General features: G+C 73.2%; 24 protein-coding genes. 8 read left to right on the forward strand and 16 right to left on the reverse strand.

All coding sequences use genetic code 11. The annotated features are described in order from the left end of the window. Positions 1 to 34: 34 nt before the first annotated feature. Positions 35 to 370 carry an alpha/beta hydrolase gene (locus KJK29_RS17940; RefSeq protein WP_215120169.1) on the forward strand — a complete coding sequence of 112 codons (336 nt, stop codon included), beginning with the start codon at positions 35 to 37 and terminating at the stop codon, positions 368 to 370. Here the strand turns inward: KJK29_RS17940 and KJK29_RS17945 are convergent. The 7 genes from KJK29_RS17945 to KJK29_RS17975 all read right to left on the reverse strand — a co-directional run bounded on the left by KJK29_RS17945 (position 367) and on the right by KJK29_RS17975 (position 8,993). Continuing rightward, on the reverse strand, positions 367 to 1,062 hold the full coding sequence (locus KJK29_RS17945) for a DUF4328 domain-containing protein (RefSeq protein ID WP_215120170.1): 696 nt from the start codon (positions 1,060 to 1,062) through the stop codon (positions 367 to 369). The genes KJK29_RS17940 and KJK29_RS17945 overlap by 4 nt on opposite strands. 53 nt (positions 1,063 to 1,115) lie before the next feature. Beyond that, on the reverse strand, positions 1,116 to 1,478 hold the full coding sequence (locus KJK29_RS17950) for a DUF952 domain-containing protein (RefSeq protein WP_215120171.1): 363 nt from the start codon (positions 1,476 to 1,478) through the stop codon (positions 1,116 to 1,118). 17 nt (positions 1,479 to 1,495) lie between these two features. Next, positions 1,496 to 2,401, reverse strand: coding sequence for a class A beta-lactamase (gene bla, locus KJK29_RS17955; RefSeq protein WP_370869204.1), 906 nt, complete (start codon positions 2,399 to 2,401; stop codon positions 1,496 to 1,498). Between the two features lie 131 nt (positions 2,402 to 2,532). After that, positions 2,533 to 4,221, reverse strand: a complete 1,689-nt coding sequence (locus tag KJK29_RS17960) for a penicillin-binding transpeptidase domain-containing protein (protein ID WP_215120173.1) — start codon at positions 4,219 to 4,221, stop codon at positions 2,533 to 2,535. Positions 4,222 to 4,369: 148 nt separating this feature from the next. Beyond that, the gene (locus KJK29_RS17965; protein WP_215120174.1) at positions 4,370 to 4,936 is read right to left on the reverse strand and encodes a tellurite resistance TerB family protein; all 567 of its coding nucleotides are present in this window, start codon (positions 4,934 to 4,936) and stop codon (positions 4,370 to 4,372) included. A gap of 238 nt (positions 4,937 to 5,174) precedes the next feature. Next, positions 5,175 to 7,067, reverse strand: a complete 1,893-nt coding sequence (locus KJK29_RS17970) for a glycine-rich protein (RefSeq protein WP_215120175.1) — start codon at positions 7,065 to 7,067, stop codon at positions 5,175 to 5,177. A 108-nt stretch (positions 7,068 to 7,175) separates the two neighbouring features. Then, positions 7,176 to 8,993: an ABC transporter ATP-binding protein gene (locus tag KJK29_RS17975; protein WP_251057851.1), complete on the reverse strand. Its 1,818-nt coding sequence runs from the start codon at positions 8,991 to 8,993 to the stop codon at positions 7,176 to 7,178. Positions 8,994 to 9,067: 74 nt separating this feature from the next. Between KJK29_RS17975 and KJK29_RS17980 the strand changes: the two genes are divergently transcribed. Then, positions 9,068 to 9,643 (forward strand): TetR/AcrR family transcriptional regulator, encoded by a 576-nt coding sequence (locus KJK29_RS17980; RefSeq protein WP_215120176.1) that lies wholly within the window; start codon positions 9,068 to 9,070, stop codon positions 9,641 to 9,643. 224 nt (positions 9,644 to 9,867) lie between these two features. Further along, positions 9,868 to 10,230 (forward strand): DUF1304 domain-containing protein, encoded by a 363-nt coding sequence (locus KJK29_RS17985; protein WP_215120177.1) that lies wholly within the window; start codon positions 9,868 to 9,870, stop codon positions 10,228 to 10,230. Between the two features lie 39 nt (positions 10,231 to 10,269). Here KJK29_RS17985 and KJK29_RS17990 read toward each other — a convergent pair whose 3' ends face one another. Both KJK29_RS17990 and KJK29_RS17995 read right to left on the reverse strand, forming a co-directional pair. Further along, on the reverse strand, positions 10,270 to 10,683 hold the full coding sequence (locus tag KJK29_RS17990) for a DUF5994 family protein (protein WP_215120178.1): 414 nt from the start codon (positions 10,681 to 10,683) through the stop codon (positions 10,270 to 10,272). Between the two features lie 140 nt (positions 10,684 to 10,823). After that, complete coding sequence (locus KJK29_RS17995; RefSeq protein ID WP_215120179.1) at positions 10,824 to 11,675, reverse strand: hypothetical protein; 852 nt, start codon at positions 11,673 to 11,675, stop codon at positions 10,824 to 10,826. 128 nt (positions 11,676 to 11,803) lie between these two features. Between KJK29_RS17995 and KJK29_RS18000 the strand changes: the two genes are divergently transcribed. Both KJK29_RS18000 and KJK29_RS18005 read left to right on the forward strand, forming a co-directional pair. After that, positions 11,804 to 12,178 carry a DUF6479 family protein gene (locus KJK29_RS18000; RefSeq protein ID WP_215120180.1) on the forward strand — a complete coding sequence of 125 codons (375 nt, stop codon included), beginning with the start codon at positions 11,804 to 11,806 and terminating at the stop codon, positions 12,176 to 12,178. A 59-nt stretch (positions 12,179 to 12,237) separates the two neighbouring features. Beyond that, complete coding sequence (locus KJK29_RS18005; RefSeq protein ID WP_251057852.1) at positions 12,238 to 12,729, forward strand: hypothetical protein; 492 nt, start codon at positions 12,238 to 12,240, stop codon at positions 12,727 to 12,729. Here the strand turns inward: KJK29_RS18005 and KJK29_RS18010 are convergent. Together KJK29_RS18010 and KJK29_RS18015 are read right to left on the reverse strand one after the other, a co-directional pair. Beyond that, positions 12,723 to 13,469, reverse strand: coding sequence for an Ig-like domain-containing protein (locus KJK29_RS18010; RefSeq protein WP_215120181.1), 747 nt, complete (start codon positions 13,467 to 13,469; stop codon positions 12,723 to 12,725). The two genes, KJK29_RS18005 and KJK29_RS18010, sit on opposite strands and share 7 nt — an antisense overlap. A gap of 331 nt (positions 13,470 to 13,800) precedes the next feature. Then, complete coding sequence (locus KJK29_RS18015; RefSeq protein WP_251057853.1) at positions 13,801 to 15,462, reverse strand: glycoside hydrolase family 13 protein; 1,662 nt, start codon at positions 15,460 to 15,462, stop codon at positions 13,801 to 13,803. A 320-nt stretch (positions 15,463 to 15,782) separates the two neighbouring features. On the opposite strand from KJK29_RS18015, the gene KJK29_RS18020 reads away from it, so the two are divergent. Then, complete coding sequence (locus tag KJK29_RS18020) at positions 15,783 to 16,748, forward strand: LAETG motif-containing sortase-dependent surface protein (RefSeq protein WP_215120183.1); 966 nt, start codon at positions 15,783 to 15,785, stop codon at positions 16,746 to 16,748. Between the two features lie 95 nt (positions 16,749 to 16,843). Here the strand turns inward: KJK29_RS18020 and KJK29_RS18025 are convergent, their stop codons facing one another. Continuing rightward, a complete protein-coding gene (locus KJK29_RS18025) occupies positions 16,844 to 17,341 on the reverse strand; it encodes a DUF2975 domain-containing protein (protein ID WP_215120184.1) in 498 nt (165 codons plus the stop codon). Positions 17,342 to 17,420: 79 nt separating this feature from the next. Further along, the gene (locus KJK29_RS18030) at positions 17,421 to 18,377 is read right to left on the reverse strand and encodes a nucleoside hydrolase (RefSeq protein ID WP_215120185.1); all 957 of its coding nucleotides are present in this window, start codon (positions 18,375 to 18,377) and stop codon (positions 17,421 to 17,423) included. Positions 18,378 to 18,529: 152 nt separating this feature from the next. Here KJK29_RS18030 and KJK29_RS18035 point away from each other — a divergent pair, with 152 nt between their 5' ends. Both KJK29_RS18035 and KJK29_RS18040 read left to right on the forward strand, forming a co-directional pair. Continuing rightward, positions 18,530 to 19,087 (forward strand): pyridoxamine 5'-phosphate oxidase family protein, encoded by a 558-nt coding sequence (locus KJK29_RS18035; RefSeq protein ID WP_215120186.1) that lies wholly within the window; start codon positions 18,530 to 18,532, stop codon positions 19,085 to 19,087. 379 nt (positions 19,088 to 19,466) lie between these two features. Beyond that, positions 19,467 to 20,255 (forward strand): hypothetical protein, encoded by a 789-nt coding sequence (locus KJK29_RS18040; protein WP_215120187.1) that lies wholly within the window; start codon positions 19,467 to 19,469, stop codon positions 20,253 to 20,255. A gap of 59 nt (positions 20,256 to 20,314) precedes the next feature. Here KJK29_RS18040 and KJK29_RS39175 read toward each other — a convergent pair whose 3' ends face one another. The 3 genes from KJK29_RS39175 to KJK29_RS18055 form a co-directional block, all read right to left on the reverse strand. Then, positions 20,315 to 21,094: a GAF and ANTAR domain-containing protein gene (locus KJK29_RS39175; protein ID WP_215120188.1), complete on the reverse strand. Its 780-nt coding sequence runs from the start codon at positions 21,092 to 21,094 to the stop codon at positions 20,315 to 20,317. Positions 21,095 to 21,209: 115 nt separating this feature from the next. Next, a complete protein-coding gene (locus tag KJK29_RS18050) occupies positions 21,210 to 21,938 on the reverse strand; it encodes a TIGR03943 family putative permease subunit (protein WP_215124336.1) in 729 nt (242 codons plus the stop codon). Then, positions 21,935 to 22,924, reverse strand: a complete 990-nt coding sequence (locus KJK29_RS18055) for a permease (RefSeq protein ID WP_251057854.1) — start codon at positions 22,922 to 22,924, stop codon at positions 21,935 to 21,937. Before KJK29_RS18055 ends, KJK29_RS18050 begins: the two co-directional genes overlap by 4 nt. Positions 22,925 to 22,927 lie beyond the last annotated feature (3 nt).

Consider the following 22,927-nt stretch of genomic DNA (forward strand, 5'->3'; position numbering starts at 1 on the left):
CCTGACGGCGGCCGAGCGGCAGGCGGCACCGCACATGCGCGGCTCGCCCCGCGTGCACGCCGCGCTGGCCGGGTGCGTCGGCTGGCCGGAGCGGGTGAACAACCCGCAGCACCGTCTGCGCATCACCAAGGCCCCGAAGCTGCTGATGATGCACTCCCGGCACGACCCGGCCAACCCCCACTCCTGGGCGGCCGAAGCGCACCGGCAGACCCGCGGCAGGGCCGTCCTGCTGACGTACGAGGGCGCGGGACACCGCGTCTACGACCGGAGCGACTGCACCCGCGACGCGATGGACGGCTACCTCGTGTCCCTGAAGGTCCCGCGCGACGGCGGCAGTTGCGCCACGGCCGATCCGGTCACCGGGGGCTAGGAGTCGGTCCGTGCGACCTCGTCGATGCGTTCCTGCTGCGTGGTGGTGAGGGTGTGGACCATGAGGGCGGCGGTCGCGGCCGCGGCGACGATGACCAGGTCGGCGGCGAGCAGGGGCCAGACGCCCTGGTAGGCGCGGGCGATGACCTCGTCGGTGGAGTCGGCGTAGATCAGGCCGACTCCACCGGCCAGGCCGGCCAGCCACAGGCCCCACCACCAGTTCACGACGGCGGGCAGCCGCCGTTCGGGGAAGACCGACCCGTGGACGTCCGCGACCATGCCCCGGGGTATCCACAGGTTCGCGATCGGCACGATCCAGCCCAGGAAGAGCCACAGGTACTGGTACCGGGCGTCCTGGCCCGAGAGAGCGCGGGCGTTGTCCCGTACGCGGTCCAGCCAGAGCAGGAACACGATCGCGCAGACGACCGTGACGGCTCCGCCCGCGGAGTCGACCAAGTGGTAGGAGTTCTCCAGGGCGTTCAGGGGCCGGTGGACGCCGTTGCCCTGGTCCGGCGGGCCGGACGCGGGCTCGCCCGCCATGGCGAGCCGGACGTGCCAGACCGCCCGGACCGCCCAGGCGACTCCGGCGAGGGCGAGAGCGACGACGGCGAGGCGGGCCGCGCCCCGGACCGGGCGCAGGGCGGAGGCCGGGTCGGGGAGAGGAGCGGGGACGGGGGATTCCTTTTCGATCACCCGGCCATACTGTCGTACTCGATCGCCGGGCCACCCCTGCCTTTCCGTCGTGCTCAGTCCCGCCGGCTCAGCCCCGCCGCCCGGCCCTCCTCGTCCCACCGCACCTCGAGGACGTGGTCGACGGCGTCCCGGTCGAGAGGGCCGAACACATGGGGGAACAGGACGTCTTCGGCGACCCCGGGCGGCGGGGCCGGGGCCGCCGCCTCGAACTCCACCCGCGCGGTGAGGCGCGCCTCGTCCAGGGCGAGCACCAGCAGGGGCCTGGGCGCGTCCCGGTAGAAGGCGTTGACGACGGCCAGCGTGGTCGGCTCGTCCGGGGAGCAGTGCACGAAGCCCTCCTCGGCGAGGGAGTCGGGCGCGTACGTCGGGCCGGGGGCGGTGTTCCAGACGGTGTCCGGTACGGCGTGATAGATCATGGCCCCGTTATAGCCCGTCACCCTTTCAGGGCGGCGACGGTCCTCCGGGTCGCCTCGGCGATCAGGGCGTCCGAGGGTTCCGCCTCGTAGCCGGGCCGGTCGGTCATGACGGCCAGGACGAGGGGCTCGGTGCGGGGCGGGCGGACGAGGGCGATGTCGTTGGCCCTGCCGTAGTTGCCCGTGCCGGTCTTGTCGGCCACCTCCCAGCCCTCGGGGAGCCCGGCCCGGATCCGCCGGGCGCCGACCTCGGTGGCGTTGCGCGAGAGCCAGCGCGTGAGCAGGGCGCGTTCACCGGCGGGCAGGGCGGTGCCGAGGAGCAGTGCGCGGAAGTCGGTGGCGATCGCCCGGGGGGTGGTGGTGTCGCTGGGGTCGTCGGGTCGTACGTCGTGCAGTTCGGGCTCGTAGTGGTCCATGCGGCTGACCTTGTCGCCGAGTCCGCGCAGATAGGCGGTGAGCCGCGCCGGGCCGCCGAGGTCGCGCAGCAGCAGGTTCCCTGCCGTGCCGTCGCTGTACCGGACGGCGGCGTCGCAGAGTTGGCGGAGGGTCATGCCGGTCGCGACGTGCTTCCCGGTGATCGGCGACGTGGACTCGAGGTCGGCCCGGGTGTAGGTGACGCGCCGGTCCAGGCCCTTCAGGGAGCGGTGGTGCAGGACCGCCGCGGCGGCCAGTGCCTTGAAGGTCGAGCAGAAGGCGAAGCGCTCGTCGGCACGGTGGATCACGGTGGCGCCGGTGCCGGTGGCGAGGGCGTAGACACCGACGCGGGCGCCGTACTCGCGCTCCAGGTCCGCCAGACGGGCGCGACGGACGGGAGGCGCGGGGGCGGGCGGGCCGGTCGTGGGGCTGCTGCCCGCCCGGCCGGTATCGGTGTTCCGGTCGTCGTCCGTGCCGCAGCCGGCGAGGGGGAGCAGGGCGACGGCGGCCAGGAGGGCGCGCCGGGACGACGGCGAAGAGGGTCCGGCGACGGACCTTCGGGGCGCGACCTCCCCCCGGGACTCCTTCACTCGGGCTCCTTCACTCGGGCTCCTTCACTCGGTGCTCCTTCACTCGGGCTCCTTCACTCTGGGTCGTCGGAAGCGGCGGCCAGCAGGCTGTGGACGATCGGCCCGGCGGAGCCGCCGCCGGTGCCGCCCTCCTCCACGACGCAGGCCACGGCGACATTGCCGCGGTGGGCGACGAGCCAGCCGTTGTTGTCCTGCGCGTCGGAGACCTCGGCGGTGCCGGTCTTGGCGCCGATCTCGCCGGGCAGATCGGAGAGGACCTTCGCGGTGCCGCCGGTGACGGTGGCCCGCAGCATCGCGCGCAGCTCCGTGACGACGTCCCGCGGGAGCGGGGTCGTGGTCGTCCCGTTCTCGTTGCCGCCGGTGAGCGAGGGCTGGTGGAAGGTGCCGGACACGGCCGTCGCGATCACGGACGCCATGAGCAGCGGATTGGCCTGCACCCGGCCCTGCCCGATCATCGAGGCGGCCTTCTCCGTCTCGTCCTTGGGCGCCGGCACCGAGCCGTCGTACGTGGGTGCCCCGACGTGCCATTCCTGGCCCACGCCGAAGTACTTACGGGCGACATCCCCGAGTTCCCCGTCGTAGAGGCGGTCGCGCAGGCTGATGAAGGCGGTGTTGCAGGACTCGGTGAAATCCTTGCGGAAGGTGGCGCCCGGGTGCCGGGAGAGCTCCACGTTCTGGAAGCGTTTCCCCACCATGACGTACTGGGGGCAGTCGACCACGTCGTCCGGCTTGACGGCGTGCTTGAGCAGCAGGGCGCTGCTGGTGACGATCTTCCAGGTGGAGCCGGGCGCGTAGGTGCCGGAGAGGGCGCGGTTGAAGCCGTCGGCCGGGGAGTTCGCCACGGCCAGGATCTCGCCGTCGTCGATGCGCAGGGCGACGAGCGCGGCGTTCCTGCCCTCGGCGTGGGTGGCGAGGGCCTGCTCGGCGGCGGACTGCCAGCCGGCGTGCAGGGTCGTGCGGACGGGGCCCTTGTCCCGGACCGTGCGCGCGCCGAACACGGCCTCCGTGCGCTCGATGTCCCCGGTGGCCCGGTCGACCAGGTGGATCGCGCCGCGCGCGCCGGTCTCCGCGCCGCTCGGGCCGAGCCGGGTCATGAGGGGAGCGAGGGAGGGGAGTTCGTCGCCGGACAGGGCGGTTCCCTGGCGGTCGACGACCTCGGGGGGCTTGGTCTCCTCCCGTTCGAGGCGGAATTTGTCGGTGCCGCTCAGGCGCGGGTGGACGACGGACAGCGCCCAGTCCACCTTCCAGGTGCCGCCGCTCTGCCGCCGCAGCGGCAGCTTCGACTCGTAGGTCCAGGTGCCCAGGCCGGTGACGGGCATCCGGGCGGTGAAGGGGACGGTCACCGTGCCGTCCTCCGCCTCGGTCGCCGCCTTGGCCTTCAGCGCGGGCTCCGTGATCTCCAGCCCGGCGGTGAAGCTGTCCAGCACGCGCTGTGCCGCACCGGGGCTGGTCGTACGGGCGGCCGCGCTCGGCAGCCGGCCGGCGGCCCAGTCGGCGAGGAACGCGCGGGCCTGGTTCCGGGCGGCGGGGTCGGGCCCGGTGTCCCGGGCGAAGGGCCCGAGACCGGCCGCGTACGCCCCGCCCCCGGCGACGGCCAGCACCAACGCTCCGGCGGCGACGGCCCGCACGGCGTTCCGGCGCGGCCCGCGATTCCGGTTGAACCCGGAGTATCCGGCGTACCCAGCATGTTGCCTGGGTGAGGCGCTGTCGGAATGTCCGGTGTTGTCCGAGAAGGAGTCCATGCGCCGAGGACAGCAGCGGCAGGGGCGGCCTGTCCAAGACCACGGTCGGTCCCGCGTCGATCCGTACCGGATGTGGTGACGGTTCCTCATCGGCACGGCGGCTTGAGGGCCGCCGTGCCGATGAGCCGGTTCACCCATGCGGCAGGAGTCAGAGCTGGAACTCGGCGGGCGACACCCCCAGCGTCGCGCAGGCCTCGCGCAGGACCGTGGCCTCGGCCTGGGAGAAGTGGCCGTCGGCCCCGGCGATGACCATGCCGGTCTGGATCACGGCCCGGGCCTCGGTGGGCTTCTTGGCGGCCTTGGCGATCTCCTGCATCGCCTCGGTCTTGCCGTGCTGGAAGTTCATCGTCAGCTGGTCGACATGCTTGTTGAAACGCTGGCGCAGCTGCTCCGGCGGGAAGTTCTGCAGCACGTCGTTGCTGAGGATCATCGACTCGACCTGCTGCCGCTCCGAGGGATCCACCTGCCCGTCGGCCGCCGCGACCAGGGCACACATCGCCATGCTCGCGTCCCGGTACGCACCGCTCTTCAGCTCGTTCTTCAGCGACCCGAGCTGCGTCTTGAACAGCCCGACCAGCTGGGCCTTGCTGCCCCCACCGGACCGCGAACCGGAGCCGTGCCCCCCGGCCGCCCCATGACCACCGGCCGCACCATGCCCGCTCTGCCCCTGCTGGAAAGCCTTGGCCTGGTCCTTGAGCTTGTCCCACACTGCCATTGAGTCACCTCGGTATTAGTCGGAGTCATCTCACGAACCCGCTCCCGCGCGCTCACCGGGTCAACGCCCGACCAGCAGGCAAAGGTTCCGCAAAGCGCACCCTTCCCTCATCTGCCACTTCTCTCACCGCCGAAACGGCGACTGCCCGCACCCGGTGATCGGGTGCGGGCAGTCGTCACGACCTCACGGCAAGCTCCGTACGGCCTGGTGTCAGGCTCCGTACGGCCTGGTGTCAGGCTCAGTCGCGCGAGCGGGGCCGCAGGCGCGGGGCGAGGCGGAAGGCTGCGAAGCCGGCTGTGGCCAGGGCTGCGGCTGCCGCGAGGAGGAGGCCGATGCCGCCCGTGCCGGTGGAGGCGAGGCTGCCGCCGGTCGTCGAGGTGCCGCCGCCGGTGGTGGTGCCGGTCGTGCCGGAGTCGCTCGCGCTGGGCGAGGGGCTCGGGTCGGCGGAGGGGCTCGGGTCGGTCGTGGGGCTCGGGGAGGGCGAGGCGGATCCGTCGCCGGGGCCGGGCTCGTCCGTGCCGTCGCCGGGGACGACCTCGACCGCGAACTGGGTCATGGCGTCACCGACCGACGCGGCGACGGTGTAGGTGCCGGTGCCCTCGCCGGCGGTCAGGGTCGGGGCCGCGGCCTTGCCCGAAGCGTCGGTCTTGACGCGGACGACCTGCTCGCCGTCCTCGAAGCGGGGCGCGTCCTCGCTGTCGTCCTCGACCCGGAACTCCACCTCCGTACCGGCCGGTGCCGAGGCGCCCGACTTGACCACGCGGGCCTGGAGGGCGTCCGCGAAGGCCTCGCCCTGTTCGGCCCGCTGGTCGTCGCCGCTCGCGACGGACACGGCGTAGGCGGACTTCTTCACCTTCACCGTGAAGACCGTCGAGACACCGTCGGCCGCGGCGCGCACGGTGAACTCGCCTTCCTTGCCGCCCACCTTGAGCGGTGCGGTCCCGGCGCGGCCCTGTGCGTCGGTCGGCACGGTCAGCTTCGTGGTGTCGGCCGCGTTCTTGACCTGGAAGAGGGCTCCCAGCTTGTCCGGGTCCTCGATCGTGAAGGTCACGGAGGCGTTCTCGACCGGCTTGCCGGCCTTGTCCCGGGCCACCACGGCCATCGGGTCGGCGTCGGAGCCCGGCTGGGTGGTCTGGCCGGATCCGGAGACCTGGGCCAGTTCCGCGATCGCGGACGCCCTCCACTGGAACACGATCCGCCCGTGACCGGGGCGGACGGTGTTGACGCCGCCCTCGGCGATGCCGCCGCGCACCGGCTCGTCGGAGGCCAGCCAGAAGGGGTCGCTCTTCGCGGGGGCCACCGTGCCGGTGCCGCTGAGCAGACGGGCGTCGCTCACGCGGTTCACGTCGACGTAGCCGCTGCCGCCGGCGCCGCTGCCGATCCCGCCCCCGGCGACGTCCGTACCGCCGCCACCGCCGCCGCCCGCGTAGCCGGCGCCGCCGCCACCGCCTTCGCCGACCGAACCGGAGCCGCCCGCACCGCCCTTGCCGCCCCCGGACGTATCGGCGCCCGGGGAACCGTTGCCGCCGCCCGCGCCGCCCTTGGCACCGGCCGCGCCCTTGCCGCCGCGCTCCGAGCGGGTGTCGTCCTGGCCGCGCTCACCGCCGCCGGGGCCACCCTGGCCGGCCTTGACGTCGCCGGCCCCACCGCCGCCGCCACCGGCCGCGATGAGCAGCGGCTTCCCGTCGCCGGTGCGGACGCCGGTGCTGTTGCCGCCGACCGCGGAGTGCTTGCCGCCCGCGCCGCCGAGCGCGTCACCGAAGCTCCGGACACCGACCGCGAGCGACAGCCGCTCCCCGGGCGTGACACGGAGCGTGCCCGCGGTGTAGCCGCCCGCTCCGCCGTTCGCGACGGAGGTGCCCGCACCGCCCTGGCCCCATGCCCGCACGTCCAGCGCCGTGACACCGGCCGGGACCTGGAACTCCTCGCGGGCGCCGGTCGGATCGAACAGCCGGCATCCGGAGAAGCCCTCCGTCGGCGTGCACCTCTTGCCCGCGAGCACCGCACCGCCGTCGGCCGTGGCGGCCGAAGCCCCCGTCAGCCCCGTCCCGCCCGACACCGCCAGCAGCGTCAACGCGGCCGCGCCGCGCCGGAATCTGGCGCGGCGCAGCGCGACGGCATCGTGATGCATCAAGGAAACTCCCCCACTGGTCACAAGCTCCCCCCCCGGGAGCCCGGAAACGCTCGATCAGAATCGAACAAGACAGGTGGGACAGCTGATCAAACCTGGGGCGGTTGGTCAACCGAGAATGGTTGATTCCGGACAGTCGGCGGGGGCCGCGATACGCAGGGCCTCCACCAGCTCCCGGTACAGCGTGTCCGTGGCGAGCAGTTCCCCGTGGCTGCCCCGGGCACGGACCCGGCCCGCCTCCATCACCACGATGGTGTCCGCGTCGATGACGGTCGACAGCCGGTGGGCGATCGTGACCACGGCCCCCTTGGCCGCGCGGGCGCGCACGCACTCCTGGACGGCCGCCTCGGTCAGCCCGTCGAGCTGGGCCGTCGCCTCGTCCAGCAGCAGCACGTCCGGCGTGCGCAGCAGGGCCCTGGCCAGGGCGATGCGCTGTCGCTCGCCGCCCGAGACGGCCGCGCCGGACAGCGGCGTGTCGAGCCCTTCGTCCAGGGCGTCTACCTTCTCGGCCAGCCGTACCTCGCGCAGCACCCGGCGCAGTTCCGCGTCCGTCGCGTCGGGGCGGGACAGCAGCAGGTTCTCGCGGATCGTGCCGGGCACGACCGGGGTGTCCTGTTCGACGTACGCCAGCCGCGACCGGATCGCGTCATGGCTGTGGTCGCGGTAGGGGCGGCCGTCCAGGAGCAGTTCGCCACCGGTCGGCTCCAGGAAGCGCAGCACCAGCGAGAACAGGGTCGTCTTGCCCGCTCCCGAGGGCCCGACGATCGCGGTGTGCCCGTACCGCGGGATGACCAGATCGACACCGCGCACCGCCGGTTTCGCGTCGGGGCCGTAGGCCGCGGTGACGTCCCGCAGTTCCAGTACGGGGGTGTCCGGTTCCAGTACGGGGGTGTCCTGGACGCCTCCTTCCCGGACAGGGACATCCAGCACGCCCCCGCCCGTCTCCTCCGAATCCAGGTCGTCCGTCTCCCGGATCCGCTCCGCCGCCGCGATCCCCGACTGGAGCGCGGTGACGTTCTGGCTGAGTTCGCTGATCGGGTCCATCAGCCCGAACGCGTAGAGCAGGAACGCGATGAGGCTGGAGACCTCGAGGTCCCCCTCGGAGACCCGCCAGGCGCCCACGCCCAGGACCAGGATGATCGCCAGCTCGATGCCGGCCAGCGCGATCGTCCAGGCCAGGGCCTCGCGGCGGTTGGCGCGGACGCCGTGCTCGGCGGAGATGCGCGCGTCGGCCACGATGCGCTCGGCCGTGCGGTCCTCGGCCCGGCCGGCCTTCACCGTGCGGATCGCGCGCAGCGCGCCCTCGAGATTGCCACCGAGCCGTCCGAGGTGGTCCTGGGCGCGCCGCTGCGCGGTCGCGATCCCCGGCATGAGGACGCCGAACAGGACGGCGACCACCGCCACCGCCACCGCGACCGTGCCCAGCAGCACCAGGTCGAGGACGCCCATGAGGACCAGGGTCCCGAGGAGCATGACGACGGCGTTGATCAGGCCGACCGGGGCGCCGGTGGCGGCCTGGTGCAGCAGGACCGTGTCGGAGGTGACGCGGGTGACGAGTTCCCCGGGCGCGCGCCGGGTGACGGCGGGGACGGTGGCCCGCAGGAAACGCCGCACCATCGACTCACGGGCCCGGAGCACCACCCGCTCGCCCAGCGCGCCGAGCAGCGTCCACTGCCAGTACATGACGGCGCTGCCGACCACCAGCAGGACCAGCAGGGCCACCAGCGGCCCCCGCAGCGAGTCCGAGGCGCCGAGCGCGTCGAGCACGCCCTTGGTGACCATCGGCGTGGCCAGCCCCATGCCCGACGCCACCAGTGCGAGGACGAGGGCCAGGGCCAGGGAGCGCCGGTGGGGTCGGGCGAACGACCAGAGGATCCGCAGCCGCGGAACGGACACCTTGGGAGACGAGCCATCCGGAACAGTCATGATGCCGAGTGGAACATCGATGTTCCATAACGGTCAAGAGATTTTCATCATGGAGGACGCGCTACCGTATGCGCATGGTTGAGGAGCGCGGCGGGGCGGCCGGGAGCGGGACACGGGCGCGCACGCGGCGCGCCATCATCGACGCCGCCATCGGTCTGCTGGCCGGGGACCCGACCGCGTCGCTCGGCGATGTCGCCGCGGCGGCGGGCGTTGGGCGTACGACCGTCCACCGCTACTTCCCCGAGCGCTCCGACCTCCTCACGGCCCTCGGCAGGGACATCCTGGAGAAGGTCGAGGCGGCGACCGTGCGCGCCCGGCTCGACGACGGCCCGGCCGCCAAGGCCCTGGAGCGGCTCTGCCAGGAGTACTTCGAACTCGGCGACGGCCTCACGCTGATGTTCGAGACGCCGCAGCTGGCGACCTGGTCCGGCTGGGACGAGGAGACCGCCGCCGACCAGCACTTCCTGAACACGGTCCGGCGCGGGCACACGGACGGCAGCATCGACACCGAGCTGGACGAGGAGTGGGTCCGCAACCTGGTCTGGTCCCTGCTGTACTCGGCCTGGGCCCACACCCGAACCGCCGGCGCCTCGAAGCACTCCGCCATGACGCTGTGCCTGCACACGCTGCGCAAGGCCATCGCCCCGTAGACCCCGCGACACCGCGACACCGCGATACCGCCGTGCCGGGAGCGGGAAGGCCGGGCCGGGCTCCCGAGCGGCACACGCGGGGACGCGACGGCCCGGCCCGGCCTTCCACTGCCCGAAATCTGCCACCCGGCACCGCCCGCCGCCTCCCGGGGAGGACCGAACGAGGACGGCGCGGCGGGGGGTCGTGGGGCGGGGGTGACGGAGGCGCCTGGAATGATGCGTGCATGACGACCCTCGCCACCCTCGCGGTGCTGGCTCTCGCCGCCCTCCACGCCTACATCCTGGTGCTGGAGATGTTCCTGTGGACCACTCCACGGGCCCGCGCCGCCTTCGGCACCACCGCCGAGTTCGCGGCGGAGACGAAGGCCCTGGCCGCCAACCAGGGCCTCTACAACGGCTTCCTCGCGGCCGGACTGCTGTGGGGCGCGGTGGCGTCCGACCCGGTGGGGTTCCAGGTCTCGGTGTTCTTCCTGGTGTGCGTGGCGGTCGCGGGCGTCTACGGCGCGGCCACCGCCAGCCGGAAGATCCTCTTCGTCCAGACGGTCCCGGCGCTGATCGCCCTCACCCTGGTCCTGCTCGCCCACTGACCGACGGGGCCGGGCGTCACCCACCCCGGCACCCCGGCCTCACGCCCCCTGCGCGACGGCCCGCTCCATGAGCAGGTCCGCCTCCGCCCGGGCCGTCGCGGGCGGCACCACCAGCAGGTCGTAGCGGCCACGGCCGAGCGCGAGCAGGCAGACGGTGTGCGGGGCGGTGGGCGAGTCGGTGCGGCCCACGTGCACCGGCTGCCCGGCGACGACCAGCCGCTCCGGGCAGTCCTGCCAGGTGTCCCCGTGGACCAGGACGCTGCTGATCCGCCCCCAGGCGCGCGGCAGCACGCCCAGCAGCCCGGTCAGCTCCCGCGCCAGGTCGTCCGAGCGCGGCCACCACGCCCCGTCGATACGGCGTGCCGTACGGCCGAAGCGCGTGGGCTCGGCGAGCCGCAGCCGGACGTCCCGCGGCACGGGGAGCGGCGGCGGGGACGAGGAGGCGGAGGTCATCGGGGCTCCTGCTGCGAACGAGGGGGACGTGGCCAGGAGACCGTTCAGCCACCGGTGGTTGCGACGTACCCCCGGTCTCTCCACCGTACGCCGCAGGGCGGTGCGGGAGCCGGGGCCGCCCGCACCGCCGCCGCCGCCGGTCAGAGGCCGTAGCGGTTCTTCAGATGGCGCCAGAAGTCACGCGCCATCCACTTGTCGAACTCGGTGATCTGGGTGGCGCTGCCCGCCTTCATCAGGAAGCAGCACTGGCCGGTCGGCGACCAGTCGTAGAAGTCGTCGAGGCCGAAGGTGTGGCCGACCTCGTGCAGATAGATGTGGATGTTCTCCTGGTTGAGGGCGCCGGTGAAGTACTCCTGGCCCATGCGCTGCCCCCAGTCGCCGCCCGCGCCGCCGCCGAAGCCCTTCGTCAGCCACAGCGACTGGTCGTAGTGGCGGGCGGCCCCGCCCGGACACTTCGAGTAGTTGCCGTCCTGATGGAAGAAGCGCCCGCAGTCCGGGGCGCACTGCGGGGCACCGGCGCCGTCGAGGACGTTGGTGTAGATGTCGACGGAGTTGTCGGTCCACTGGAGCGTGGAGCGGTTCTTCACGGCCCAGCCGACGATGTTGACCGGGACGTTGGTGTACGGCCAGGCGTTGTGCCCCTTGCCGTTCTCGGTCATGGCCGTCATCCACTTGCCGAACTGCTTCTTCAGCGCCGCGTGGATCCGGTCGCGCAGGGCGACGCTGACCGGGGCGTCGGACTCCCAGCGGACGCAGTAGTTGACGCTGCCCCGGTTGGCCATGACCTGGTCCCAGCCGTAGTTCCGGAAGCCGTACAGGTTCGGGTAGGTCGTCTCGACGTGCCGCCAGACCTCGTTCAGGGGCTGGACGAGGTTCGCGGGCGGGTTCCACTCGTCGGCGGCCTGCGCCTTGCCGTTCGCCATGCCGGGCGTCGCGAACACGGCGGCCAGGACGGCGAGCACGGTGATCAGTCGCGCGAGATGTCTGCGCATGGTGATCTCCCTCGTGTGGGGGACGGGGTATCACCGTGAGGTCGTCACCGGCGCGGCAGAGGTTGCCCGGTTTCCGGCCGACGGACATTCCGGGCGCTTTATGGCAATCCGTCGGCGATACTCGGAGTATGAACACGGCCACGAATGAACTGCTGGCGGCGTCGTCGGATCACGCGATCGCCGTGGCCATCGCCTTCGTCTGCGGGCTGATCGTGGCCTGCGCGCTGATCTGGGGCGTACGGGTCGGGATGCGGGTGATGGACAAGGACACCCACCACCCCGGCCTGGAGGAACAGCCCCACGTCCCGGACGGCGGGCCGGTCCACGAGATGCGCGAGAGGCGCGAGCCCGACGAGATGCCGGTCACGACGAAGGACGGCGACCGGATCCTGCCCCATGACCTCCACCACGCGAGCACCAGGACGGGCAAGGACCAGAATCCACGCCGCTGGTCGCCCGGATCCAGCGGATCCTTCGGCGGCGGCGGCCTCGGACGCACGTGACGCCCATGACGCCCAAGAGGTCCACGAGGCCCATGACACCCATGAGGCCCACGACACCCATGGCTTCCCGCCACCGGACGCGCTGGGCGGCGACGGGCGGGGCGGCGCTGACGCTCGCCCTGGCCGCCGCGCTCACCGGCTGCGGCGGCGACGGCAGCCCGTCGGACGCCGCCAGCAAGGCGGAGTCGGCGGTCGGGTCGATCGCCTCGGGCGCCTCCGAGGCGGTCGAGTCGGCCACGGCGGAGGCGGGACGCCGGCTCGACGACATCCAGGGCGGCATCGACGTCAAGGGCGACGTGAAGGTCGGCCCGCCCACCATCGGCTCCGACGACCGGGCCCGGGCCGAGGTCACCGTCGACAACACCGACGATGCGGCCCGGTCCTTCGCCGTCCAGATCAACTTCACCGACGCCGACAAGCAACTGATCGACACGGTCATCGTCACGGTGAATCAGGTGCAGCCGGACCACACCGCCACCGCCACCGCCCGCAGCACGCACGACGTCTCCGGCGACGTCCGGGCCGAGGTGGCCCGGGCCGTGCGCTACTGACCCGCGCCGGCCGCCATCACCCGTCCGTCACCGGTCACCGCGATGTCGATCTGCTCGCTCATCGCGCTCACCCCGTTCAGGGTGGCGACCGCCTGGAGACGGTTGGCGCCCGCCGGAAGGGCCGGGGCCGGGGTGCACGCCCAGGTGCCGTCGCGGGCGGCGGTGGTCGCGCAGGCCTCACGCTCGTCCTTGTCACGGACGGTGACCTGGGCGCCGGGGTGCGCGTGGCCGGAGATCTCCGGCCGGGCGTGCAGCGGCACGCCGGACAGCGGCCGGGTCAGCGTCGGCCCGGCCAGGCCCACGGTGACGGCGCACCGGCCGGACGCCCGCCGCACGCCACGCGCGTCGGTGATCCGCAGCTCACAGCCCCGCAGCCGGGTGCCGGGCACGGCGCCCGCGGGCACCGCCAGCACGAAGGGGAACGTACGGCCGACCGCCTCGCGGGTGACGGTGTACGCCCCGCTACGGCCATCGGCGGCGACCGAGCCCCGGTAACCGGACGCGTCGAGCGGCGTCCCCGTCACCCGGGCCCCGCGAGGCGCGGTCAACGTCAGCGTGGCCCCCGCCCCCGCCCCCGGATACCCGGCGACGACCTCGACGATCCCCTCCCGCCCGGGCGCGATGACAGCCGCACCCCAGACCCCGCCCCCCTCGGCGCCCACGGACGCCCCCGCCCCCAAGAGCACCCCCACAACCCCCACAACCCCCGCCACCGCTGCTGCCCTGCTGTACCTGTTCATCGCGGCCGGGACTCCCTGTACGGAGATAAACAAACCCTGCCAGCGATCCTCACGGCCATCCCCACACCTGGCACGCGCTACTAGCCCACGCGAGTGGACAGACGCCCCCCGCCAGGGGCGCGGGGAACTGCGCGACAAACCCCAACGGCGCGGCACCCAATCGACAACGGGCCCCACCCCCAAGGGGCGCGGGGAACTGCGCGACAAACCCCAACACCGCCGCACCCGAACAACAACAGCCCCCACCCCCAAGGGGCGCGGGGAACTGCGCGCCCAGCCACCACACCGCCGCACACAAGGCACAACCCCACCGCCCCACCCAGCGGAGCGCTCAGCGTCCGAGCCACACCGTCGTGTCCGGCCCGACCCACCCGTCCTCCAGCGGCGCACTGCTCAACAGCACCTCACCCGCCGGCAGCGCCACAGCCGCCCCGGACAGATTCGTCACGCACCGCCACCCCTCACTCCGGTCGAACCGCAGCACCCCCTCCGGCGCATCAACCGCCCACGCCAGCTCCTCCCCGGCAAGGAGCTTGCGACGCAACCTGAGGGCCCTGCGGTACAGCTCCAGGGTGGACCCCTCCACCCCGTCCTGGACCGAGACGGCATACGCGGCGAAGCGGCCCGGCTGCGGCAGCCACGCACCGCCCGCCCCGAAGCCGTACGACGGTCCGGCCGCCGTCCACGGCAACGGCACCCGGCAGCCGTCCCGCCCCTTGCGGACATGGCCCGTCTGCTCCCAGATCGGGTCCTGAAGCACCTCGGTGGGCAGGTCGGCGACCTCGGGCAGCCCGAGTTCCTCGCCCTGGTAGAGGTAGGCCGAGCCGGGCAGCGCCAGCATCAGCAGCGTGGCCGCCCGGGCCCGCCGCAGACCGGCCGCCTCGTCGACGGCCGGGGCGTGACCGCCGGACAGGAGCCAGGCGTTGAGGTCGGTGCCGGGCGGCAGCATCAGCCGCGAGGCATGGCGTACGACGTCGTGGTTGGAGAGCACCCAGGTGGCCGAGGCCCCGGCGGCCCGGGCGGTGCCGAGCGACTCGGTGATGACCTGCCGCAGCTCCTCGGCGTCCCAGCCGGCCTCCAGATACTCGAAGTTGAAGGCCTGTCCCAGCTCGTCCGGACGGGCGTACAGCGCACGCCGGGCCCCCGGCACCCAGGCCTCGGCGACGGCCATGCGCGGCGGACGGTACGCGTCGAGGATCTTGCGCCAGTCGCGGTAGATCTCGTGCACGTCGTCCCGGTCGTAGAGGGGGTGCGTGCCCGGCGGCAGACCGGCGAGCGCCTCCTCGCCGCCCGAGGCGTGCGCGCCGAGGTCGCGCAGCGGTTCGCTCAGGTCCTTGACCAGGGCGTGGGCGACGTCGACGCGGAAACCGTCGACCCCGCGGTCGGACCAGAAGCGCAGGGTGGTGCGGTAGTCGGCGCGGACCTCCTGGTTCTCCCAGTGGAGGTCGGGCTGCTCGGGGGCGAAGAGGTGCAGGTACCACTGCCCGTCGGGGACGCGCTTCCAGGCGCTGCCGCCGAAGACGGACTGCCAGTCGGTGGGCGGGAGTTCGCCGTGCTCGCCGCGGCCGTCGCGGAAGACGTAGCGGTCGCGGGCCGCCGAGCCGGGCCCGGCGGCGAGGGCCTCCTGGAACCAGACGTGCCGGTGCGAGGAGTGGTTGGGCACGATGTCGACGATGACCTTCAGACCGAGGCGGTGGGCCTCGGCGACCAGGGCGTCGAAGTCGTCGAGGGTGCCCAGGCGCGGGTCGACGTCCCGGGGGTCGGCGACGTCGTAGCCGCCGTCGGCGAGCTCGGACGGGTAGAAGGGGCTCAGCCACAGGGCGTCCACGCCCAGGGCGGCGAGGTGACCGAGGCGGCGGGTGATGCCACGCAGATCACCGAGTCCGTCACCGTCGGCGTCGGCGAAGCTGCGGGGATAGACCTGGTAGACGACGGCCTGCCGCCACCAGTCGGGGTCCCGGGACGACAGGTCGAGAGTGGAGCGCTCGGTCACGCGGTCTCCTTCGCGGGGCATACGGGCGACAGCATTGAATCTGTCCAGAATGCCGGAAAAACGAACCATCGGGAAGGAATGGCCCGGGCGGCCGGAGGGACCCGTTCCCGCTGTGATGGAAGTGTGATGGAGGAGTAACTTCCTTTGCATAGCCGCAGGTTGACAGCGTGCTGCGCCACCGCCACGATGAGGTCGCACTGTGGCGCATGTGACCAATGAGCCCAGTGTTTCTCAGACCACCCACCCCGGTACGGCCGGCCGCCGCGCGCTGCCCTGCTGCCGTCACCCGGGTTCCGGCTTACGCCAAGAAATGGGATCGCATGTCCATAGCGAGACGTGTCACCGCGCGACGCCTGCTGGGGACGGGCGCCGCGGCCCTCGCCCTCTGCGCCGCCTCCGCCACCACCGCCTTCGCGCACGGTACGCCCGGCGGCGACGGCTGGTCGTCCGGCGGCAGCTACCAGCCCGGGACGGGCGCGGGGACGGAGACCGGCACCGACCGCTGCCAGTTCTCGCTCGACGGCACGAACTTCCACGACTCGGTGAAGGTCGACGACCAGAACCTGAAGCCGACCGAGGACGGCAAGGTCCACATCAAGGTCCGCGCCGCCGGTGACGCGGCCACCTGCACGGCCTCCCTCGCCTCCTACCTCGCCCACGGCCCGACCTTCGGGACCTCGGGCGAGCAGGTCTTCGTCGACTTCGACACGGTGACGGCTCTGCCGGGCTCCACCGACTCGCTGGACATCGCCATCCCGGACAAGGGCTGCTTCGGGCAGATCGACCTCTACCGGGGCGCGGTGAAGTTCGACGGCAAGCTGGACGCGAAGGACGGCTTCGAGCACGGCGAGCTGCCCAAGGGCCCGGACCGCCCGGTCATCAAGGACAAGCTGATCGCGGCCTGGAACGGCGGCACCGAGGACTGCACGAAGACGCCCCCGCCGTCCCAGACCCCGCCCCCCTCCAGCCCGCCGGCCAGCCCCTCGGAGCCGCCGGCCGAGCAGTCGACGCCCCCGGCCTCCCCGTCCGAACCCTCGGAGCCCTCGGAGCCCTCGGAGCCCTCGACCCCGCCGTCCTCCGACACGGACACGCCCACCCCGTCCGCCTCCGAGTCGACGCCGACCGCCCCGAAGCCGAACGGCGGTGGCGGCGACCTCGCCGAGACCGGCGCGAACAGCAGCACCGGCCCGATCGCCTTCGGCGCGGCGGCCCTGCTGGCGGGCGGCGCGGCCATGATGATCGTCACCCGCCGCCGCACGGCCAAGCGCAACGCCACCGGCGCCTGACCCAGGCCCCGCCCGTGAAGCGCTGATCCAGGCCGCCCCCTGCTCCCCGCCCTGCCGCCACCCCCTCCAACACCGCGGCAGGGCGGGGTCCGTCGTCAGACGACCTCGGCCATCTCGCTCTGCAGACTCGTCGCCTTGCGCAGCAGACTCCGCATCACCACCATCAGCATCGCGAACGCCGCCCCCACGGCGACCCCCGCCGTCGCCGCGACCAGGGCGCTCTCGACATCCATGCCGTCACCGGGGGAGGGGATCTCGGCGACGGTCAGATGCCCGGCGACACCGAGGGCCAGGGCGGTCGCGACGACCGAGGCGCCGATGATGACGTCGACCCACCGGAAGGCCCGGGGCGTGAAGATCGCGTCCCGTTGCACCATCGTCAGCAGCATCCACACGGCGACGAGCGCGACCTGCACACAGACGACCCCCACGATCGCCACGGCCGAGTAGGGCGCGGCGAACGGCGCGTAGGGCGGGAACCGGTCGACCTCGTCGGCCGCCGTCGTCGGTATGACCACGAACTGCCCGAAGAGCCCGACCAGGACGGCGAAGGCGATACCGGCCCGGAGTGCGGCGATGAGGAAGCCATTCATATATCGATTCTCGATCGATACCGATCGAAAGTCAATCGATCGGTCCGGCGCTTCCCGCCGCTTCCCGCCGCTTCCCGCCCTACAACGTCTCCAGATACAGATGGACGTACCGCTCCACGTCCACATCCAACGCCACGTCCACCAGGGGCTGTTCGCGCGTGCCCTCGTGGATCTCGGACTCCCCGGGGCGCGGGCGGCGGTCGACGATCGTCTGGCCGCGCGCGGGCCCGGGGGCGAGGACGACCTCGACCGGCAGGGCCTCGGTGGTGATGCCCTTCGGGTCGACGACCGCGCAGATCGCGCCCGCGTCGCCGAGCCCGCCCATCGGCGTGGGATCGCCGGAGGTCGCAGGGTCGCGGTGGGCGAGCAGCTCACCGGCCAGCCGCAGCGTCGGTTCCGCGCTCGACCGCAGCCGCTGCACCTCCCCCGCCGGCACCAGCACCCGCTTGAACACGTCCAGGCCGTACATCGTGATCGGCACCCCCGCGGTGAGCAGCACCGCGGCCGCCTCCGGGTCGTGCCACACGTTGAACTCCGCGACCGGCGTGGCGTTCCCGGTCGCCACCGCGCCGCCCATGAACACGATCCGCTCGATGTTGCGGGTCACCTCGGGGTGCGTCCGCAGCAGCAGCGCGATGTTCGTCAGGGGCGCGGTGGGGATGAGCGTGACCGGCCTCGGCGAGGCGAGGATCTCGCGGCGCAGCAGCGTCACCGCGTCCACGTCGACCGGCACCCGGGTCGGCGCGGGCAGCCCCAGGTCGCCCATGCCGTCCTCCCCGTGCACATGCCGCGCCGTCCGCACGGGCTCGATCAGGGGCCGCTCGGCGCCCCGGGCCACGGGGATGTCCCCGGCACCGGCCACCTCCAGCACGGTCAGCGTGTTGCGGACGACGCCGTCGACGTCGGTGTTCCCGGCCACGCAGGTGATCGCGCGCACGTCGAGCGCCGGGTGCCGTACGGCGAACAGCAGGGCGAGGGCGTCGTCGACGCCGGTGTCACAGTCGATGATCACCGGGATGGGCTGACCGTCCGTCACGGCGAGGGCTCCTTCCACTGGTCCCGGTCTGGGCTCCGTACGAGCGACCCTACGCGCCCCTCGAACGGGCGAACCGACGCCGGGGCACACACGGGAAGGACGTAGGGAGACCACCGGGAGTACGACAGCAGAGGACGAGGGAGACAGACGCCATGCCGGCACCAGGTCCCGCGCAGCAGCCCACCACCGAGCTCGACCCCCGCTACAGCTCCGCCCTCAACCCCCGCCCCGGCGCCTCGGGCGTCACCGCGACCGGGTGGGACGAGGCGCAGCGGCGGCTGGGGGCCGCCGAGATCTTCTGGGTGTCCACGGTCCGGCCCGACGGCAGGCTGCACGTCACCCCCGTCATCGCCGCCTGGCACGACGGGGTGCTCTACTTCTCCACCGGCCGTCAGGAACAGAAGGCCAGGAACCTCGCCCAGGACGCCCACTGCGCGCTGACCACCGGGGCCAACTCCCTCACCGAGGGCTTCGACCTCGTCGTCGAGGGCAAGGCCCGACCGGTCACCGACCCGGCGCTGCTGGAGGAGGTCATCACGGCCTTCGAGGAACAGTACGGCCCCCACATCACCTCCCCCGAGGGCACCTTCCACGGCATCGACGCCGCGTTCCGCAGCGGCGAGGACGTCGTATACGCGGTGTCCCCGGACACGGCGTACGGTTTCGGCCGGGACAACGGGGTCTACTCCCATACGCGTTGGTCGTTCTGAACCCGCCCTACGACTCACCCGACTCGCCCGACCCATCCGACTCGTCCCACAGGCCGGTGCCCCGGGACGCCACCCGCTCGGCGATCCGTCGCAGCAGGTCGACGGCGGGGAGGGCGGGGGGCCGGTGGCCGTCGCGCAGGCGTGGGGATCGGCACCGGGGCGACGGAATTTCCGCGCCGGCGCCCCTCGGCCCCGATCTGTCCTCACCCGAACAGCCCGTCGCACTGGTGTGCCGCCCGTCGCGGTGGTGCCGTATGAGCACGGACGCGATCACGAACCCGATCACGATCACGATCACAGAACCGATCGCGGACCCGATCCAGGAGAGCCCGCCCGCCAGAAGGCGCCTCCATGAGCCCCGCGCAGGAGGCAACCCCCGATGACGCACTCTCCGGCCACCGCCCGTGTCCTCCTCGCCTCCGCGCTGTCCTTGACCGGACTGCTGGCGACGACCTCGTGTTCCCTCGACAACGAGCCGCGGCCCCGGTGGTTCAACGCCTCCGCCCCCGCCACCGCCGTGTCGCCCGCCGGAGAGCTGCCCGCCGGCTCGGGGGCCGCGCTCACCGAGGCCCAGGCCCAGGCCGCGCTGATCACCGAGGCCGATCTCGGCGAGCCGTGGGGGCCGACCCGGGGCGCCAGGACCTGGCGGGACGGGCTGCTCAAGGCGACCACGGAGAAGCCGGACTGCCAGCGGCTGCTCGACGCCCTCTACGCCGAGGACCTCTTCGGCCCCCCGAAGGGCCCGCACGCGGTGTCCGCGCTCGACGACGCCGACACCGACGCCCAGTTGCGCTACCAGGTCGCCGCCCACCGCCCGGCGGACGTCGACCGCGCCCTCGCCTGGATGAAGTCGCTGCCGGGCAAGTGCGGGCAGTTCATGGCCGCGACCACACGCGGCGGCGTCCAGACCGTGGAGGTCACCCGGATGCCGCTGCCTCCGGTGGGCAACGCCCGCCAGGCCCTGCGGGTGACGCTGGCCGGCGAGACGGAGGAGGGGGAGCTGACGTACCTCACCATGGACCTCGCCGCCGCGCGGGTCGGCGAGGAGGCCATCACCGTCACCAACGCCGGGCTCGACGAGGTGCACGCGGAGGTCACGCAGCAGACCGTGCGGCTCGGGGCGCAGCGCCTGGCCGATCTCAGGAAACAGGGCCGGGCGCAGATCTGACCACGGCCCGTCGTCCCCTGCCCCTGGTCCCGTCAGTCCCGTCAGTCCCGTCAGTCCCGTCAGTCCCGTTCGAAGCGCGTGCGATGGGCGAGGACATCGTGGGCCACGTCCAGGGCCGTGCACCCGCGTGCGAAGGCGTCCGCCCGCAGCCGGGCGAGCGCGTCGTCCGCGCCGACACCGAGCTGCGCCATGATCATGCCGACGGCCTGGTAGACCTCGTCGTGGTCCGCGGCCAGCCCGTTCAGCCAGCCCTGCCCGTCCCGCGCCTCGGACTCGTCCCCGCGCGCCAGGGCCGTCAGGGCCACCGTCATGACACCGGCCACGAGCCGGGCCACATGCAGCTCCCGTGCGGTGAGTCCGCCCGGGCTGTCGCGGTACAGGTCGAGGGTGCCGACGTACGCCGCGTCGCTGCCCAGCGGCACCGCGTAAACCGCGCGCACCCCGGCCGCCGTCGCCTCCTGGGCGAAGACCGGCCAGCGTCCGGCGTCGCGGCCCGCCGCCAGATCGCAGGCGAGCACGGGCGCGCCGGCCTCCACGGCGCTCTGGCAGGGGCCGTCGCCCAGCGTCGCCTGGAGCTGCGCCAGGTGCGCGGCCCGCGCGTTGCTGGCGCTGAGCTGTACGGGCATGCCGTCGCTGCGCAGCGACACGCTCGCACCGGCCACCGGCAGCAGCTCGACCGCGACCTCGCACAGCCGCCCGGGGACCTCACCGGGCCGGGCACCCCGCACGCCCTTGGCGATCACATCGGCGGCCCGGATCCCCTCCGGGTCCAGGTCACCGCGGGGGCCGCCGCCGGGTTCACCGTCGGGTTCGCCGCCGGGGTCGTCCCTGGACCGCACGACAACCGCCTCCCTCGCAACACCCCGGTCGCCTGGCGGCCGACCTCCGCGTGCTCCGCCGGACTCCCGGAATCGTGCCCCGACTACCCGTCACAGATGGGGCGAAACTCCCCGCTCAGCGCTTCTCGTACGGGTTGTCCGGCTGCGGCACCCGTCGTACGGAGGTGACGTCGAGGACCGGCGGCCAGGCGGAGTCCGAGCCCGGCTGGCCCTGGGGGTGCCAGGTGCCGGTGACCGTGACCCAGGCGTCGACGGGCGGGGCGGCGGCGCCGCGCACCTCGGCCTTGGCGGTCGTGGCGTCGGCGGCGCAGCAGGAGACGAGGAGCCGGGTGACGTACCAGGTGCCGTCGCCGTCGCGGGTGACGAAGCCGGTGAGCCGGAGCGTACGTCCCTTCAGCGAGCGGCTGCTGTCGTAGACCGCCCGGGAGCCGAACTCTCCGAGGGTGAGGTCGAGGGGGTTCCCGGACGGCAGAGCGGGGAAGCTGCCGACGCCCTGGGCCGACCGCTGGGCCGCCTCGCGCTCCGCGCTGTAGGAGCCGAGGGCGGGCGGCGGGAACAGCAGCAGGGCCAGGGCGGGAAGAGCGAGCAGCCAGGCGACACGGGGCCCGGCGGGTCCGTGACTGTGCCCGTCGCCCTCCTCCTCGTGCCCGTCACGCTCCCCCGAGGCCCGCAGCACCATCACCCCCACCACCCCACCCAGCAGCACCAGCCCCACCCCCGACACCACCAGGTAGGGCCGCAACCCCGCCTGGACATACCGCAGGTACAGCTCGCTGAAGAGGGACACCCGCAGGATCGCCGCGCCGACGAGGGCGAGCAGGACGGCAGGTCCGTAGCGCCTCACAGCAGCCACCACCCCACCAGGACGCTGCTCGCCACGGCCACCAGCCAGGTCACGGAGGAGAACCGCAGCGCGAAGGCCCGGCCGAAGGTGCCCGTCTGGAGGGCGATCAGCTTCAGGTCGACCATCGGCCCGACCACCATGAACGCCAGCCGCGCGGTGGGCGAGAAGCCGCTCAGCGAGGCCGCCACGAAGGCGTCGGCCTCACTGCACACGCACAGCACGACCGCGAGCACGGCGAGCAGCAGCACGGACAGCCAGACCGACCCCGTGAAGACCTCCAGCAGCGACCTCGGCACGACGATGTTGAAGGTCGCGGCGGCAGCGGCGCCGACCACCAGGAAACCACCGGCGTGCAGGAAATCGTGCTGCAACCCGGAGACGAAGGCACGCACCCCGCCACCCGAGGCGGGGCCGCCACCGCGCTTCGGCGGCCGAAGCCACTCCTCCTTCCCGAACCGCGCCCACAACCAGCCCATCACCACGGCCGTGGCGAGCGAGGCGACCAGCCTGCCGAGGACCATCTCGGGCTGCCCCGGGAAGGCGATCGAGGTCGCCACGAGCACGACGGGATTGATCGCGGGCGCCGACAACAGGAACGCGAGGGCGGCCGCCGGGGCGACACCCCGCCGCATCAGGCTGCCCGCCACCGGCACGGACGCGCACTCACACCCGGGCAGGACGACCCCCGCCGCACCCGCGACCGGCACGGCGAGCGCCGTACGGCGGGGCAGGAGCCGGGTGAAGACCCGCTCGGGCACGAACGCGCCGATCGCCGCCGACACGACCGTGCCGAGCAGCAGGAAGGGCACGCCCTGCACGGCGATCGCGGTGAACACCGTCCACCAGGCCGCGACCGGCGGCGTGTAGAGATCGAGCGCGAGCAGCGGCCCGAGCACCGACCCCACCGTCACGATGGCGATCAGCGCGGCCCCGCCGAGGACGGTGTACACGACCGCCCGCAGGCCCACCCGTATACCGTCGCCCACCGT

It is taken from the genome of Streptomyces koelreuteriae, assembly GCF_018604545.1.
GTDB classification, from domain to species: Bacteria; Actinomycetota; Actinomycetes; order Streptomycetales; family Streptomycetaceae; genus Streptomyces; species Streptomyces koelreuteriae.

What these genes read in the sequence shown, in the direction of transcription:
- KJK29_RS17940 (WP_215120169.1), top strand. Translation starts at nt 35, where the DNA reads ATGCGCGGCTCGCCCCGCGTGCACGCCGCGCTGGCCGGGTGCGTCGGC.
- KJK29_RS17950 (WP_215120171.1), bottom strand. Translation starts at nt 1,478, where the DNA reads ATGATCTATCACGCCGTACCGGACACCGTCTGGAACACCGCCCCCGGC.
- KJK29_RS17960 (WP_215120173.1), bottom strand. Translation starts at nt 4,221, where the DNA reads ATGGACTCCTTCTCGGACAACACCGGACATTCCGACAGCGCCTCACCC.
- KJK29_RS17965 (WP_215120174.1), bottom strand. Translation starts at nt 4,936, where the DNA reads ATGGCAGTGTGGGACAAGCTCAAGGACCAGGCCAAGGCTTTCCAGCAG.
- KJK29_RS17970 (WP_215120175.1), bottom strand. Translation starts at nt 7,067, where the DNA reads ATGCATCACGATGCCGTCGCGCTGCGCCGCGCCAGATTCCGGCGCGGC.
- KJK29_RS17975 (WP_251057851.1), bottom strand. Translation starts at nt 8,993, where the DNA reads ATGACTGTTCCGGATGGCTCGTCTCCCAAGGTGTCCGTTCCGCGGCTG.
- KJK29_RS17980 (WP_215120176.1), top strand. Translation starts at nt 9,068, where the DNA reads ATGGTTGAGGAGCGCGGCGGGGCGGCCGGGAGCGGGACACGGGCGCGC.
- KJK29_RS17985 (WP_215120177.1), top strand. Translation starts at nt 9,868, where the DNA reads ATGACGACCCTCGCCACCCTCGCGGTGCTGGCTCTCGCCGCCCTCCAC.
- KJK29_RS17990 (WP_215120178.1), bottom strand. Translation starts at nt 10,683, where the DNA reads ATGACCTCCGCCTCCTCGTCCCCGCCGCCGCTCCCCGTGCCGCGGGAC.
- KJK29_RS17995 (WP_215120179.1), bottom strand. Translation starts at nt 11,675, where the DNA reads ATGCGCAGACATCTCGCGCGACTGATCACCGTGCTCGCCGTCCTGGCC.
- KJK29_RS18000 (WP_215120180.1), top strand. Translation starts at nt 11,804, where the DNA reads ATGAACACGGCCACGAATGAACTGCTGGCGGCGTCGTCGGATCACGCG.
- KJK29_RS18005 (WP_251057852.1), top strand. Translation starts at nt 12,238, where the DNA reads ATGGCTTCCCGCCACCGGACGCGCTGGGCGGCGACGGGCGGGGCGGCG.
- KJK29_RS18010 (WP_215120181.1), bottom strand. Translation starts at nt 13,469, where the DNA reads ATGAACAGGTACAGCAGGGCAGCAGCGGTGGCGGGGGTTGTGGGGGTT.
- KJK29_RS18020 (WP_215120183.1), top strand. Translation starts at nt 15,783, where the DNA reads ATGTCCATAGCGAGACGTGTCACCGCGCGACGCCTGCTGGGGACGGGC.
- KJK29_RS18025 (WP_215120184.1), bottom strand. Translation starts at nt 17,341, where the DNA reads ATGAATGGCTTCCTCATCGCCGCACTCCGGGCCGGTATCGCCTTCGCC.
- KJK29_RS18035 (WP_215120186.1), top strand. Translation starts at nt 18,530, where the DNA reads ATGCCGGCACCAGGTCCCGCGCAGCAGCCCACCACCGAGCTCGACCCC.
- KJK29_RS18040 (WP_215120187.1), top strand. Translation starts at nt 19,467, where the DNA reads ATGACGCACTCTCCGGCCACCGCCCGTGTCCTCCTCGCCTCCGCGCTG.